The organism is Actinosynnema sp. NPDC059335 (assembly GCF_042752395.1).
Taxonomy (GTDB): Bacteria; Actinomycetota; Actinomycetes; order Mycobacteriales; family Pseudonocardiaceae; genus Actinosynnema.
In genome coordinates this window covers 32,066-48,225 of the sequence record NZ_JBHYXZ010000033.1, presented here as the reverse complement: position 1 = coordinate 48,225, position 16,160 = coordinate 32,066, and the positions used below count along the sequence as shown (strand labels likewise).

5 protein-coding genes are annotated in these 16,160 nt (G+C 76.0%); all 5 read right to left on the bottom strand.

Features of this window, described 5'->3' with window-relative positions:
- Positions 1–3: 3 nt before the first annotated feature.
- The gene (locus tag ACFXGA_RS13170) at positions 4–984 is read right to left on the bottom strand and encodes a TauD/TfdA family dioxygenase (protein WP_378087364.1); all 981 of its coding nucleotides are present in this window, start codon (positions 982–984) and stop codon (positions 4–6) included.
- Between the two features lie 11 nt (positions 985–995).
- Positions 996–1,769: a thioesterase II family protein gene (locus ACFXGA_RS13165; protein ID WP_378087362.1), complete on the bottom strand. Its 774-nt coding sequence runs from the start codon at positions 1,767–1,769 to the stop codon at positions 996–998.
- Positions 1,770–1,798: 29 nt separating this feature from the next.
- Positions 1,799–2,011: an MbtH family protein gene (locus ACFXGA_RS13160; protein ID WP_378087360.1), complete on the bottom strand. Its 213-nt coding sequence runs from the start codon at positions 2,009–2,011 to the stop codon at positions 1,799–1,801.
- Entirely contained in the window at positions 2,008–5,907 is a 3,900-nt protein-coding gene (locus tag ACFXGA_RS13155; RefSeq protein WP_378087358.1) for an amino acid adenylation domain-containing protein, read from the bottom strand. Before ACFXGA_RS13155 ends, ACFXGA_RS13160 begins: the two co-directional genes overlap by 4 nt.
- Positions 5,904–16,160, bottom strand: a 10,257-nt coding sequence (locus tag ACFXGA_RS13150) for an amino acid adenylation domain-containing protein (protein ID WP_378087356.1), incomplete at its 5' end; no start/stop codon positions are given. The genes ACFXGA_RS13150 and ACFXGA_RS13155, both read right to left, overlap by 4 nt.

Genomic DNA, 16,160 nt, shown 5'->3' with positions numbered 1-16,160 from the left:
GGCTCAGCTCTCCAGCACGTAGCCGTCGCCGGGGCGGTGGCCCCGGGAGCGGCGCAGGTCGGCGAACACGAAGGTGCGCTGCAACCAGCGGTCCGCGCCGTCGTAGCGCGGGGTGAACGCCGACCGGCCGTGCACGGTGACCCGGTTGTCCACGATCGCCAGGTCGCCCGCGGCCAGCCGCAGCCCGTTGAACGAGTTGTCGAACAGCTCGCCCAGCTCGGCCATCGCGGCGACCGCCCGCTCGGTGACGGGCTTGGTGGCCGCCTGGTCTACGCACAGGTCGGGGTCGTCCGGGTCGCCGTGCAGCACGGCGCGCGGCGGCACCTCCCCCGACGTCGTGCCGAAGGAGGGCGGGGGCGCGGTGACGAACTCGGCCGACGACAGCGCCGCGCGGGCCTGCTCGCCGAGCTTCGGCAGCACCTGCCGCGAGCAGACCAGCCGCAGCTCGGCCACCCGCTCGTGGTCCGGGCGCACGCACACCAGCAGCACGAAGTCGGGCCGGTGCTGGTGGAAGGCGTTCTCGGTGTGGAAGGTCAGGTGCACCGAGCCGACGTTGCCCTGCACCTCCTCCTTGCCGGGCACGGGCACCACGTTCTGCACGAGCGCGCCGGACTTCTCCGCCCGGAACGCGCCGGGGTCGCCCAGCCCGTGCGCCACGAGCACGAGGACGGCGGCGGAGACCGTCGCCTCGCGCACCACCGACCCCTCGGCCTTCGGCGTCTCCGGCAGGTTCTCCTCGTCCACCGGCAGGTTGCGCAGCAGCAGCGCGCCGCCGGTGCCGGAGTCGCGGCGGAACTCCTTGAGCGTGTGCCGCAGGCTCGCGGGCGCGTCCTCCCAGGCCCGGCGCGCGGCGGCCACCCACTCGGGGCTGTCCACGCGCCCGCCCGCCACGTCCAGCAGGTCGCGGGCGATCCGGTCGAGCCACGCGTGCTCGTCGGCGTCGAGCGTGGCGGTGGTCAGCGTGTCGTCCTTCACCAACAACATGTCCCTCACCCTTAGTGGGTCGTCACCGGGCGGACCCGCCCGAGGTGTGCGGAGATCGCCCCGAGCAGGGCGGTCGGGTCGTGCCGGAAGTAGAAGTGGCCGCCGGGGAACGCGCGGTGCTCGCGCACCGCCCCGGAGGCGGCCAGGTCGCGCCACGCCTCGCCGCGGTCGTGGTCGACGTCGGGGTCGGCGTCGCCGCGGTAGACCACGAGCGGCGTGGCCACGGGCGTGGGCGCGGCGGGCGCGTACCGCTCGATGAGCCGGTAGTCGGCGCGGATCGTCGGCAGCAGCAGCTCCCGCAGGTCCGGGTCGGCCAGCGCGGTGGCGTCGTCGCCGGACACGCGGGTGATCTCGGCGACCAGCGCGTCGTCGTCCCGCGCGTGCAGGTCGCGCGGCGTGCGGCGGTGCGGTGCGGCGAACCCCGAGGCCACGAGCAGCGCCGGCGGCCGGCCGCGGTCCTCGCAGCGCCGGGTCACCTCGTAGGCGATGGCCGCGCCCATGCTGTGCCCGAACAGCACCACGGGCCGGTCGAACAGCGGCGCGAGCACGTCGGCCAGCACATCGGCCATGGCCGCCATGTCGTCGATCGGCGCGTCGACCAGGCGTTCCTCCCGGCCCGGGTACTGCACCACGCGCACCTCGACCGAGGCGGGCAGCCGTGCCCCCCAGTCGCGGTAGTAGCTCGCCGACCCGCCCGCGTGGGGCAGGCACACGAGCGTCACGGCGGCCGACGGCCGGGGCGTGCGCGTGCGCAGCCAGCGGTCGGCGGTGGTCGTGGCCGCCATCCGCACCTCCTTGTGGTAGACGGGTCTGCTCAGGCGCCCATGGCGTCGACGAGGCTCTTGGGGCGCATGTCGGTCCAGTTGGCCTCCACGTGGTCGAGGCACTCCTGGCGGCCCGCCTCGCCGAACACCACGCGCCAGCCGTCGGGCACGGGGATGAAGTGGGGCCACAGCGAGTGCTGGTTCTCGTCGTTGACCAGCACGAAGTAGGTGCCGTTCTCGTCCTCGAACGGGTTGGTGCTCATCGCGGGTCTCCTTCGGTTCGCGGCGTCGCCAGGGCGGCGTCGACCGCCTTGGCGACCTCGTCAAGGACGTCTTGACGAGTCATCTCCTCGTGGGGTGCGGGCACGTCGTGCACGCGGATCGCGCCGGTGACGTGCGGCCGCCACCGGTCCGGGTCGCGGTCCGGGTGGTCGGCGGCGTCGGCGGCGCGGAAGAACAGCAGGTCGCCGGCGAAGCGGCGCGGGGTGTGGGCGGACAGGGCGCGCCCGTTGGCCAGGTAGGTGTCCAGGACGGCGCGGGCGAGGTCGTCGGTGGTCTCGTCGTAGCCGCCCAGCTCGCCGCGCACCACGGCGACGGCGCGGGCGTGGCCCTCGGGGGTGGCGAGGTCGTCCGGGCTCAGGCCGGTGCCGGCGAACGCGTCGGCGAACACCTCTTCGGTGGTCATCGGGGCCGTGCGCGCGCGGGGGTAGGAGTCCAGCACGGCCAGCAGCTCGACCTGCTCGCCCTCGTCCTGGAGCAGGACGGCGGCCTCGTGCGCGAGGTGCCCGCCCATCGACCAGCCGAGCAGCCGGTACGGGCCGTGCGGCGCGACCGAGCGGATGTGGCCGACGAACCGGGCGGCCTGCTGGGTGATCGTGCCGGGGTCGCCGACGGCGAGGTCGGCCTGGAGGCCGTAGAGCGGCATGTCGGGGTCCAGCGCGCCGAGCAGCCCGGTGTAGCACCAGGACAGGCCCGACGCCGGGTGCAGGCAGAACAGCGGCGGCGCGTCACCGCCGGCGCGCAGCGGCAGCAGCGGGCCCAGCGCGTCCACGCCGTCCGCGCGGGGGTCGCCGTCGAGGCGGCGGGCCAGTTCGGCGGGGCTCGGCGACTCGAACAGCGTCCGCACGGTCACGTCGGCCCCGAACCGGGCGCGCACCCGGTCGGCGAGCGTGACCGCGAGCAGCGAGTGGCCGCCGGCCGCGAAGAACCCGCGGTCGGGGTCGAACGCGTCCACCCGCAGCACCTCGGCGAACAGGCGGCACAGCAGGTCCTCGGTGAGGCTGCGCGGCGCGCGTCCGGCGGTCGCGGCGGTCCGGGGCGCGGGCAGGGCGCGGCGGTCGAGCTTGCCGTTGGCGTTGAGCGGCAGCGCGGACAGCGCGGTGAACGTGCCGGGCACGAGGTGCGCGGGCAGCTCGGCGGCGACCTGGTCGCGCAGCGCGTCCGGGTCCGGCTCGGCGCCGGCCCCGGGCACGTAGTACGCGGCGAGCCGCTGGTCGCCGGGCACGTCCTCGCGCACCGCGACGGCCGCGTGCGCCACGCCCGCGCACCGGGCGACGGCGGCCTCCACCTCGCCCAGCTCCACCCGGACGCCGCGCAGCTTCACCTGGTCGTCCGCGCGTCCGAGGTACGCCAGCGCGCCGTCGTCGTCCCAGCGCGCCAGGTCGCCGGTGCGGTACAGGCGCGAGCCGGGAGGACCGTACGGGTCGGCGACGAACCGGGTCGCGGTGATGTCGGGCCGGCCGACGTAGCCCCGCGCCAGTTGCACGCCCGCCAGGTACAGCTCGCCGGGCGCGCCGGGCGGCACCGGCGCGAGCCGGGCGTCCAGCACGTACGCGCGGGTGTTCCAGACCGGCCTGCCGATGGGCACGCGCGGGTCGTCCGCGTCGCACTGCCACGACGTGACGTCCACCGACGCCTCGGTGGGGCCGTAGAGGTTGTGCAGCTCGGCGGCGTGCGTGGCCAGGAACCGGTCCCGGGTCGCCGGGAGCAGCGCCTCGCCGCTGCACACCACCCGCCGCAGGGTCGGGCACGCGGACGCGGTCGGCTCGGCCAGGAAGACGTCCAACATGGACGGCACGAAGTGGACGGTCGTCACGCCGTGGTCGTTGATCGTGCGCGCGAGGTACGCGGGGTCGCGGTGGCCGTCCGGCTTGGCGACCACGATCGCGGCGCCGGTGATCAGCGGCCAGAAGAACTCCCAGACCGACACGTCGAACGTGTAGGGCGTCTTGAGCAGCACGCGGTCGTCGGCGTCGAGGCGGTAGCGGTCCTGCATCCACAGCAGCCGGTTCACGATGCCGCGGTGCGGCACGCCGACGCCCTTGGGCGTGCCGGTGGAGCCGGAGGTGTGGATGACGTAGGCCAGGTCGTCCGGCGCGGCCCGGCGCGCGGTCACGTCCGGCGCCGGACCCGCGTCGCGCACGGCCAGGGCCGGCAGGTCGGGGAACGCCGCAGGGTCGTCGGTCACCACGCACACCGGCCGCGCGCCGGCCAGCAGCACCTCGCGGCGGCGGGCCGGGAGGTCGGTGTCCAGCGGCAGGTAGGCCGCGCCGGACTTGAGCACCGCCAGCAGCGCCACGACCAGGTCGGCCGACCGCGGCAGCGACACGGCCACCAGCGCGTCCGGTCCCGCGCCGGCCGCCACGAGGCGGCGGGCCAGGTGGTCGGCGTCGGCGTGCAGAGCGGCGTAGTCCAGGGTCCGGTGGTGGTCGACGACGGCGGTGGCGTGCGGCGAGCCGGCCGCCTGCCGGTCCAGCAGGTCGGTCAGGGTGACGTCCTCGACCGGCGCGGCGGTGTCGTTCCACGTGCGCAGCACGCGCTCGCGGTCGGCGTCGTCCAGCGGCGTGAGGGCGGCCAGGGGCCGGTCGGGGTGCTCGACCAGCCCGGTCAGCACGCGCACCAGCCAGGTGGACAGGCGGCGGGCCGTGGCCGCGTCCACCAGGTCGGGCCGGTGGTCCAGCCGGAACGCGAGGTTCTGGCCGGGCACGCCGATCAGCGTCACGGGGTAGTGCGTGGCGTCCCGGGCCTCGACGTCGATCAGGAACGCGCCGCCGGCCAGCTCGGTGTTGTCGTCGTCGCCCGCCGGGTAGTTCTCGAACACCAGGGTCGTGTCGAACAGCGGTCCGCGCCCGACCCGGCCCTGGAGGTCGGCCAGGCCGACGTGCTGGTGCTCCATCAGGCCGGTCTGCTGCGACTGCAGCGCGTCCAGCAGCTCGGCGGCGGTGTCGTCGGGCGACCAGCTCACCCGCACCGGCAGCGTGTTGATGAACAGGCCGATCATGCGCTCCACGCCGGGCAGCTCCGGCGGGCGGCCGGACACCGTGCCGCCGAACAGCACGTCGGTGCGGCCGGTGTGGGCGCCGAGCACGAGTCCCCACGCGGCCTGCACGACGGTGTTGACCGTCCAGCCGCGGTCGCGGGCCAGGTCGGACAGCCGGCCCGTCAGCTCCTCGCCGAGCTTCACCCGCAGCTGCGCCGGCGGGGCCTGCTCCCCCGGTCGGCCGGGACCGCCGACCAGCGTCGGCTCCACCACGCCGTGCAGCACCGCGTCCCACGCCTTGCGCGAAACCTCGTGGTCGCGCGCGTCCAGCCAGGTCAGGTAGTCGCGGTACGGCGCGACGGCCGGCATGCCGGATTCGTCGCCGTGCCGGTCGTACAGCTCGAACAGCTCGTCCAGCAGCACCGGCAGCGACCAGCCGTCGACCACGATGTGGTGCAGAGTGAGGCCGAGCCGGAAGTCCTTGAACGGCATCTTGAATAGCACGCACCGCAGGAGCACGTCCTCGTGCAGCGCGAAGCGGCGCAGCCGGTCGGCGTCGTAGCGGGCGGCGAACCGCGCCTCCGCCTCGGCGACGGTCAGCGCGGAGCAGTCCACCACCTCCCACGGCACCTCGACGTGGTCGAGCACGACCTGCACGGGCTGGTCGAGTCCTTCGTGGACGAACACCGACCGCAGCCCCGCGTGCCGCCGCACGAGCGCCTCCACGGCGTCGCGCAGCGCGTCCACGCCCAGCTCGCCGTAGAGGTCCACGGCCACCTGGACGGTGTAGAAGTCGAGGCCGTCGGTGTCGTGCAGGGCGTGGAACAGCAGGCCCTGCTGCAACGGGGCCAGCGGGAGGATGTCCTCGATGCGGGGTTCGCCCACGAGCCGTCCACTCATGACCGGCCTGCCTTCCTCATCATGGCCTCCAAGCGGTCGATGTTCTTCTGCGACAGGGGGACCAGCGCCACGTCGGAGGGCGTGAGGCCGCCGGCGCGCGGGTCGCGGGCGTGCGCGGCGAGCGCGGCCAGCGCGTCCCGCCACAGGCGCCCGAGCACGGCCACGTCCGGCTCGTCCAGCAGGGCGGCGGGCCAGGACAGCGCGGCGACCAGCCGCGGCCCGTCGGCCCGGTCCTCGGTGAAGGCGTTGACCTCCAGCACGTGCGCGAAGGGCAGGCCGTCGTCGCCGACCGCGCCGCCGGCGTCGCTCAGCGGGGTCCAGTCCCGGCCGGTCGCGCCCACGCTCGTGCGACCGAGGTAGTTGAACCCGATCTGCGGCGCCGGGCAGGCGGCGAGCTTGCCCGCGGTGTCCGGGTTGAGGTGGCGCAGCAGGCCGTAGCCCAGACCGTGGTCGGGCACCGCGCGCAGCCCTTCCTTGACCCGCTTGAGCGCCGCGCCGACCGGTTCGCCCGCCGCGACCACGTCGGCCCACGGCAGCGGCGGCACGTCCACCCGCACCGGGTAGAGGTTGGTGAACCAGCCGACCGTGCGGGACAGGTCCAGGCCGGGCGCGACGGCGTCCTCGTGCCGGCCGTGGCCCTCGCGGTCCACCAGCAGCGCGTCCGGCAGCCGTTCGCCGCGCCGGGTCAGCCACTCGCGGACGGCCAGGCCGAACCCGGTGAGCAGCACGTCGTCCACGCTGACGCGGAACGCGGCGGGCGCGGTCGTCAGCAGCGCCGCGGTCACGTCCGGGTCGATCTCGACCACGGTCGTGCGCGCGGTGGCGAGCGTGTCGCGGCGGGGGTCGAGCGGCCGGGCCGACAGCGCGGGCTGGGCCGTGTCGGCGGTGGCCAGCCAGTGCGGCATCTGCTCGGCCCAGCGCGGCTCGGTCGCGGCCTCGGCGAGGCGGGTGGCCCAGCGCCGCCACGACGTGCGCACCGGCGGCAACTCGGGCGCCACGCCCAGGCGTGCCGCGGTCGCGGCGGAGGCGAGGTCGGGCAGCAGGACCCGCCACGACACGCCGTCCACGACCAGGTGGTGCGCCAGCACGAGCAGCCGGCCCGGCGCGTCCGGCCCGGCGTCGAACCAGACCAGGCGCACCATGACCGCGTCGTCCGGGCGCAGGGCGCGCCGGGCGGCCTCGGTGCGCTCGGCGACCACGGCCGCGAGCGCGTCGTCGGCCAGGCCGGCGACGTCCACGCGTGCCACGTGCTCCTCGGCCCGCACCGCGCCGTGCGGCAGCACCTCCAGCGACCACGCGGTCCCGTCGCGGCGCAGCCGGGCGCGCAGGGCGTCGTGGTGGTCGAGCACGGCCGCCAGCGCGTCCACCAGGTGCCGGGTGGTGAGCCCGGCGGGCGTGGCGACCAGGTGCGACTGGTTGAACCCGTCCACCGGGCCGCCGCCCGCCCGCAGCCACTCCACGATCGGCATCAGCGGCACCGGCCCGACGCCGTCGCGGTCGGCCACGTCGTCGTCGGCCTGCTCGGCGAGCGGGGTGGCGACCTCGGCGAGGCGGCGGACGGACTTCAGCTCGAAGACGTCGCGCGGGGTGAGCACCCAGCCGGCCGTGCGGGCGCGGCTGACGAGCTGGATCGACATGATGCTGTCGCCGCCCAGGTCGAAGAACCCGTCGTCCAGGCCGACCCGGTCCACGCCGAGCACGTCGGCGAACACGGCCGCCAGGGCCTCCTCCACGGCCGTGCGCGGCACGGCGGCGACCGGCGCGGCGTCCCGGCGCGGCGCGGGCAGGGCGCGGCGGTCGAGCTTGCCGTTGACCGTCAGCGGCAGCTCGGGCAGCACCACGAACGCCGACGGGACCGAGTAGTCCGGCAGCGCGGCGACGGCGGCGGCCCGCGCGGCGGCCACGTCCACGTCGTCGCCGACGAGGTAGGCGACCAGGCGGCGTTCGCCGGGCCGGTCCTCCCGCAGCACGACGGCCGCGTCCCGCACGCCCGCCCGCCCGGTCAGCGCGGCCTCGACCTCGCCCGGCTCGATGCGGAAGCCGCGCAGCTTCACCTGGCCGTCGGTGCGGCCGACGAACTCCAGCCGGCCGTCCCGGGACCAGCGGGCGAGGTCGCCCGTGCGGTACAGGCGGTCGCCGGGCGCGCCGTGCGGGTCGGGCACGAACCGCTCGGCGGTCAGGCCCGGTCGGTCCAGGTAGCCGCGCGACACCTTGCCACCCGCCACGTACAGCTCGCCCGTCACGCCCGGCGGCACGGGCCGCAACCTTTCGTCCAGCACGCGCAGCGCGGTGCCCGCCATCGGGCCGCCGATCGGCAGCGGACCCGCGACCACGTCGCCGGGCAGCACCGCGTGGCGCGACGCGAAGGTGGTGGTCTCGGTGGGGCCGTAGCCGTTGACCAGCACCAGGTCCGGGCACGCCCGGCGCACGGCCGCCACGGCGTGCTCGGGCACCACGTCACCGCCCGCCCACACCTCGCGCAGGCCGGCCAGCGAGTCCGGCGCCTCCTCCGCGACCACCCGGAACAGGCCGGCGGTGAGCCACAGCGCGGTCACGCCGTGCCGGCGGATCGCCGCGGCCAGGCCGGCGATGTCCAGCTCGTCCGGCGAGTCCACGACCGCGGTGCCGCCGTTGAGCAGCGGCACCCACATCTCGTAGGTGCTGGCGTCGAACGCGGAGGACGAGTGCACGAGGACGCGGTGGTGCGCGCCCGTGGTGAAGATCGGGTCGGTGGCCAGCTCCACCACGTTGGCGTGGGTGACCGCCGCGCCCTTCGGCACGCCGGTCGAGCCCGAGGTGTGGATCACGTAGGCGAGCCGGTCGGGGTGCGGCGCCGGCAGGTCGGCGGCCGGCGCGGGCGGCAGCGGGGCGGCGAGGTCCACCACGTGCGCGGGCGCGGCCAGGCCCGCCGGCAGGTCGGCGCGGTCGGTGAGCAGGACCGCGGCCGAGGTGTCGGCGAGGATCAGGTTGTGCCGCTCGGCGGGGTTGCCGTCGTGCAGCGGCACGTACGCGCCCCCGGCGTACAGCACGGCGAGGGTGGCCACGACCCGCTCGGCGGAGCGCCGGGCGAGCACGGCGACCCGGGTCTCGGGCCGCACGCCGACCGCGACCAGGTGGTGGGCGAGCGCCGCGGCGCGGGCGTCCACCTCGGCGTAGGTCAGCTCGCGGTCGCCGTCGACCAGCGCCACGGCCCGCGGCGCCCGCGCCACCTGCGCCCGGAACCGGTCCACGACGGTGTCCCGCTCCCCCGGCGCGGGCCGCCGTCCCCACTCGTCCAGGACCAGGCGGCGCTCGTCGTCGCCGAGCACCGGCAGGGCGCTGACCGGCGTGGCGGCGTCCGCGGCCACGGCCCGCAGCACGCGGGTGAGCCGCGCGCCCAACGCCTCGACCGTGGCGCGGTCGAACAGGTCGGTGGCGAACTGGATCGTGCCCTCCAGCCCCGCGGGCCCGCCGTCCCGGTGCGCCTCGCCGAGGTCGAACGACAGGTCGAACTTCGCGGGCCCCTCGCCGAGTTCCACGAGGTCGAGCCGCAGGCCGGGCAGCTCCAGGTCCGCCTCGGGCGCGTTCTGGAGCACCAGCATCACCTGGAACAGCGGGTGCCGCGCCACCGAGCGCTCCGGGTTGAGCGCGTCCACGAGCCGGTCGAACGGCAGGTCCTGGTGCGCGAACGCGGCCAGGTCGGTCTGCCGCACCCGGCCCAGCAGCTCCTCGAACGCCGGGTCGCCGGAGGTGTCCGTGCGCAGCACGAGCGTGTTCACGAAGAACCCGACCAGGTCCTCCAGCGCGGCGTCGGTGCGGCCCGCGACGGCCGTGCCGAGGACCACGTCCTCGCCCGCGCCCATCCGGGTCAGCAACGCCGAGATCGCCGCCTGGAGCACCATGAACAGGCTCGTGCCGGACCGGCGGGCCAGCGCGAGGAGGTCGGCGTGCAGGTCGGCGTCCACGCGCCACGGCACCAGGCCGCCCCGGTGCGAGGCGACGGCGGGCCGCCGCCGGTCGGCGGGCAGCGCGAGCGCGTCGGGGATGCCGTCGAGCTGCTGCCGCCAGTACGCGAGCTGCGCCGCGCCGGCCGAGTCCGGGTCGTCGTCCTCGCCCAGCACGTCGGTCTGCCACAACGCGTAGTCCGCGTACTGCACGGGCAGTTCCGGCAGCTCGGGCGCCTGCCCGGCGAGGCGGGCGCGGTAGGCGTGGCCGAGGTCGCGGGTCAGCGGCGTGAACGACCAGCCGTCGCCCGCGATGTGGTGCAGCACGAGCAGCAGCACGTGCTCGGAGGGCGACAGCTCGAACAGCCAGACCTTCAGCGGCAGCTCGCGGGACAGGTCGAAGGTGCACGCCGCCGCCTCGTCCAGGCGGTCCCGCAGCACGTCGGCCCCGGTGGTGCGGGCGCTGAACGCGCGGGTCAGCATCTCGTCGGCCTCGGCGGCCGGGATCACGAGCTGGCGCGGCGTGCCGTCGGCGTCGGGGAACACCGTGCGCAGCGACTCGTGGCGGGCCAGCACGTCGCCGAGCGCCGCGCGCAGCGCGGTCACGTCCAGGTCGCCGGACAATCGCAGCGCGATCGGGATGTTGTACATCCCGCCCGCGTCCTCCAGCCGGTCGAGGAACCACAGCCGACGCTGGGCGAACGACAGCGGCACCACCTCGGGCCGTTCGGCGCGGGTGACGCCCCGGCGCGCGGCGCCGGCGGCGGTGGCGCGGGCGGCCAGCAGCGCGGGCGTCGGCGCCTCGAACACCGCACGCAGCGGCAGTTCCACGCCCATCGCCTCGCGCACCTGGCTGACCAGCCGGGTGGCGAGCAGCGAGTGGCCGCCCAGGTCGAAGAACCCGTCGTCCACGCCGACCCGCTCCAGGCCGAGCACGTCCGCGAACACCGCGCACAGCACCTCCTCGGCGGGGGTGCGGGGCGCGGCGTCGCCGACCGCCGCGACGTCCGGCGCGGGCAGTGCCCGGCGGTCGAGCTTGCCGTTGGCGTTCAACGGGAACGCGTCGAGCACGACGAGCGCGGCGGGCACCATGTAGGCGGGCAGGGTCGTCCGCGCCGCGTCGAGCACGGCGGCCGGGTCGACGGCGCGGCCGGTCACCGGCACGACGTAGCCGACCAGGCGCTTGTCCCCCGGCCGGTCCTCGCGGACGACGACGGCGGCGCGGTCCACGTCGGCGTGCCGGGTCAGCGCGGCCTCGACCTCGCCCAGCTCGATCCGGAAGCCGCGCAGCTTCACCTGGTCGTCCGAGCGGCCGAGGTAGTCGAGCTGCCCGTCCGCGCTCCAGCGCACCAGGTCGCCGGTGCGGTAGAGCCGCCCGCCCCGGCCGAACGGGTCGGCGACGAACCGCTCGGCGGTCAGCGCCGCCCGCCCGACGTAGCCGCGGGCCAGGCTCTCGCCCGCCAGGTACAGCTCGCCGGCCGTGCCGGGCGGCACGGGCCGCAGCGCGGCGTCGAGGACGTACGCCCGGGTGTTCCACAGTGGACGACCGGTGGGCGCGGGCCCGTCGAGGGGCTCGGGCGAGGTGGTGCCCCACTGGAGCGTGTAGACGGTGGCCTCGGTCGGGCCGTAGATGTTGTCGATCCGGGCGGTGGGCAGGGCGGCGCGGACGTCGTTGTAGACGCTCGCGGGCAGCCCTTCGCCGGCCAGCACGACGGCGCGGGCGTCCAGCTCGACGCCCGCCGCGAGGACCTGGGCGAAGACCGACGGCACGCCGCTGACGAGCCCGCCCGTCCACCCGCCGCGCTCGACCAGCGTGGTGAGGTTCTCCACGACCTCCACCCGGCCGCCCACGACGAGCGGGGTGAACAGCTCGAAGACGGACACGTCGAAGTTGAGGGAGGTGGCCAGGAGGACCGAGGAGAGTTCTTCGGCGGTGAAGTGGTCGGCGGCCCAGGCGACGAGGTTCGCCATGCCGTGCCGGGTGACGGCCACGCCCTTGGGCCGGCCCGTGGAGCCCGAGGTGTGGATGACGTAGGCGAGCGACCCGCCGTGCACCTCCGGGGTCGGGGGCGTGACGGGCCAGGCGAGGCGTTCGGCGACGGCGGGGTCGTCCAGCAGCACGAGCCGCCCGGCGAGCAGACCGCCCGCCCGGCCGGACCCGGCGGCGACGCCGTGGTGGGCGGCGGGCTCGGTGGCGAGAGCGGCGGCGGTGCCGATCTCGTGGTCGGCCGGGCTGCCGTCGGCGGCGATCCCGTTGACCGCGAACCCGTTGGCGGCGCTCCCGTTGGCGGCGGTGCCGTTGGCGGCGGTGCCGTTGGCGGCCATCCCGTCGGCCGGGGCCGGGTCCAGGCGGGACAGGGCGGTGGTCAGGCGGTCCGCCGTCGTGCTGTCGGCCAGCACGCACACCGGGCGCGTGTCGTCCAGCACGAACGCCACCCGCTCCGCCGGGTGCCCCGGGTCGAGCGGCACGTACCCGCCGCCCGCCCGCAGCACCGCGAGCAACGCCACCACCGCGTCGGTCGTGCGCGGCAGCGAGACGGCGACCAGGGTCTCCGGCCGCACCCCCCGCTCCACCAGCAGCACCGCGAGCCGGTCGGCCCGCGCGTCCAGCTCCGCGTAGGTCAGCGTCCGGTCCGGGCCGACCACCGCCACCGCGTCCGGCGTGCGGGCCGCCTGCCGCGCGACCAGCTGCTCCACGAACACGCCGGGCACGTCCCGCGCCGTGTCGTTCCACGTGCGCAACACGCGTTCCCGCTCCGCGGGGTCCAGCACGTCCACCTCGCCGAGGCGGACCGCCGGGTCCGCGACCACGGTCTCAAGCAACCGCACCAGGCGGCGCGCGAGGGCGCGGGCGGTCGGCGCGTCGAACAGGTCGAGGGCGTGTTCGAGGTCGCCTTCCACACCGGCCGGGCGGCCCGCCTGGTCGTGGGTCTCGCGCAGGTCCAGCAGCAGGTCGAACTTCGCCGCGCCGCCGGGCACCTCCTCGAGGTCGATGGCCAGGTCGGGCAGGTCCAGGTCCGCCTCGGGCGTGTTCTGGAGCACGAGCATCACCTGGAACAGCGGGTGCCGCGCCAGCGAACGGCGCGGGTTGAGCACCTCCACCAGGCGCTCGAACGGCACGTCCTGGTGCGCCAGCGCGGCCAGGTCCGTCTGCCGCACCCGCTCCAGCAACTCCTTGAACGTCGGATCCCCGGACGTGTCGGTCCGCAGCACCAACGTGTTCACGAAGAACCCGACCAGGTCGTCCAGCACCTCGTCCGAACGCCCGGCCACCGCCGTGCCCAGCGGGACGTCCGTGCCCGCGCCCAACCGCGTCAGCAACGCCGCCACCGCGGCCTGCAACACCATGAACACGGTCGTGCGGGTCTGCCGGGCCAGGGCCACGAGCCTGGCGTGCGTGTCGGCGTCCAGCCGCACCGGCACGCGCCCGCCCCGGTACGACGCCACGGCCGGGCGCGGCCGGTCCGTCGGCAGCTCCAGCACCTCGGGCAGGCCGGCCAGCCGCGTGCGCCAGTACTCCACCTGGGCGGCGAGTTCGCTGCCCTCCTCCTCGTCGGACCCGAGCACGCGCCGCTGCCACAGCGTGTAGTCCGCGTACTGCAACGGCAACGGCGGCAGGTCCGGGGCCGCGCCGGCCAGGCGGGCGCGGTAGGCCGCGCCGAGGTCGCGCAGCAGCGGCGTCAGGGACCAGCCGTCGCCGGCGATGTGGTGCACCAGGAACAGCACCACGTGCTCGTCCGGCGCGAGTTCGAACAACCACACCCGGAACGGCGGCTCGGCGGCCAGGTCGAACCGGTGCGCCATCGCCTCGGCCAGGGCGGCGGGCAGGTCGTCCTCGTCCAGCTCCACGTGCGCCACCGGCACGGCCACCGCGTCCAGCACGTGCTGGCGCGGTTCGCCGCCCACCTCCGGGAACGTGGTGCGCAACGACTCGTGCCGCGCCGCGACGTCGCCGAACGCGGCGACCAGCGCGTCGCGGTCCAGCCGCCCGGTCAGGCGCAGCGGCAGCGGCACGTTGTACATGCCCGCCGCCTCCTCCAGGCGGTCGAGGAACCACAGCCGCCGCTGGGCGTACGACAGGGGCAGCACGTCCGGGCGAGGCAGCACCTCGACGTCGCGGCGGGTGCCGCGGGCGCGTTCGGCCAGGGCGGCCAGCGCGGCGGGCGTGGGCGCCTCGAACACCGAGCGGATGGACAGCTCCACGTCCAGCACGGACCGGACGCGGCTGACCAGGCGGGTGGCGAGCAGCGAGTGGCCGCCGAGGTCGAAGAAGCTGTCCTCCACGCCGACCGAGGGCAGGTTCAGCACCGTGGCGAACACGCCGACCAGCACTTCCTCGGTGAAGTTGCGCGGCGCGCGGCCGGTGGCGGCGGTGCCGCCGACCACGTCGGGCGCGGGCAGGGCGCGGCGGTCGAGCTTGCCGTTCGTGGTCAACGGCAACGCGTCCAGCCGCACGAACGCCGACGGCACCATGTAGTCGGGCACCGCGGCGGCGACGTGGGCGTGCAGCGCGACCGGGTCGAAGTCGTGGCCCTCGGCGGGCACGACGTAGGCCACGAGCCGCTGGTCGCCGGGCTGGTCCTCGCGCACGACCACGCCGACCGGGCCGGTGGCGGGGTGGCGCGACAGCACGGACTCGATCTCGCCCAGCTCGACCCGGTAGCCGCGGATCTTCACCTGGTCGTCGGCACGTCCGGCGAACAGCAGGTCGCCGTTCTCGCCCCAGCGCGCCAGGTCGCCGGTGCGGTACATGCGCGACCCGGCGGGGCCGTACGGGTTGGCGACGAACCGGCCCGAGGTCAGGCCGGGCCGGGCGACGTAGCCGCGGGCCAGGTTCTCGCCCGCGATGTACAGCTCGCCGACGACGCCGGGCGGCACCGGGCGCAGCGCGTCGTCCAGCACGTACGCCTGCGTGTTCCACAGCGGACGGCCCAGCGACAGCACCTCGGCGGGGATCTCGTCGTCCGGCTCGATCGCCAGCGACGTGCAGCCGACCGTGGTCTCGGTGGGGCCGTACTCGTTGACCACCCGCGCGCCGGGGTGGCGCTTGCGCCACACGTCGAGCTGCGCGCCGGGCAGCGGCTCGCCGCCCAGCACCAGTTCCGCGGTGGGCGAGTAGCCGTCCGGCAGCACGTCCAGCACGGAGAGGTGGCTGGGCGTGCCCTTGAGGAACGCGAAACCGGCCGCGGTGGGGCTCGCCGGGTCGATGCCGTCGTCGGCGAGGTCGCCGAGGTGCACCGCGCCGCCGGAGATCAGCGGCGCGTACAGGCCGGTGACGGTGAGGTCGAACGTGACGGGCGAGTGCAGGAACGCGCCGGACCGCACGGACGGGTAGGCGTCGACGGACCACTGGAGGTAGTTCACCGCCGCGCGGTGCTCGACCAGCGTGCCCTTGGGGCGGCCGGTGGAGCCGGAGGTGTAGATGACGTACGCGGCGTGCTCCAGCCGCAACGGCGAGCGCCGGTCGGCGTCGGTCAGCGGCTCGCCGGACCGGGACGACACGTCGAGGTCGTCCAGGACGAGCCGCGGCACGTCGAGCGCGGCCAGGCGGGGCGCGAGGGCGGCGTCGGTGAGCAGCGCCGCGGGCCGGGTCTCGCCGAGCATGTCGGCGAGCCGTTCGGCAGGCTGGTCCGGGTCGAGCGGCAGGTAGCCCGCGCCGGTCTTGAGCACCGCGAGCAGCGTCGTGACCAGGCGCGTGCCGCGCGGGAGCGCCACCGCGACCAGGCTTTCCGGTCCCGCGCCGTGCTCGACCAGCAGGCGGGCCAGGCGGTTGGCGTCGGCGTGCAGCTCCGCGTAGGTGCGGTGGTCCGCGCCGTGCACCACGGCGGTCGCGTCGGGGGTGGCGGCGGCCTGGCGGTCGAGCAGGGCGGTCAGGTGCAGCGGTTCCACCGGGTGGTCGGTGGCGTTCCAGTCGACCAGGATGCGGTCGCGCTCGTCGGCGTCGAGCAGGTCGACCGCGTTGACCGGCCGGTCCGGGTCGGCCGCGATGGCCCGCAGCACGGTCCGCAGCCACTCCCCCATCCGCGCCACGGTGGCGCGGGTGAGCACGTCGGGCCGGTAGTCGAGGCGGAACGCCAGCCGCTCGCCGGGCAGGCCGACGAGGCTGATCGGGTAGTGCGTGGCGTCGCGGGCCTGGAAGTCGGTGATCCGCACGCCGTTGCCCAGCACGGGCGCGGTGTCGATGTCGACGGGGTAGTTCTCGAACACCATCGTGGTGTCGAACAGCTCGCCGTGGCCGGTGCGGCGCGGGGGGGGGGGGGGGGGGGCCCGCGGGGGGGGGCGGGGGGGCGCCCGCGGGCGGCGCGCGCGCCCGCACCCCGCGCCCCCCCG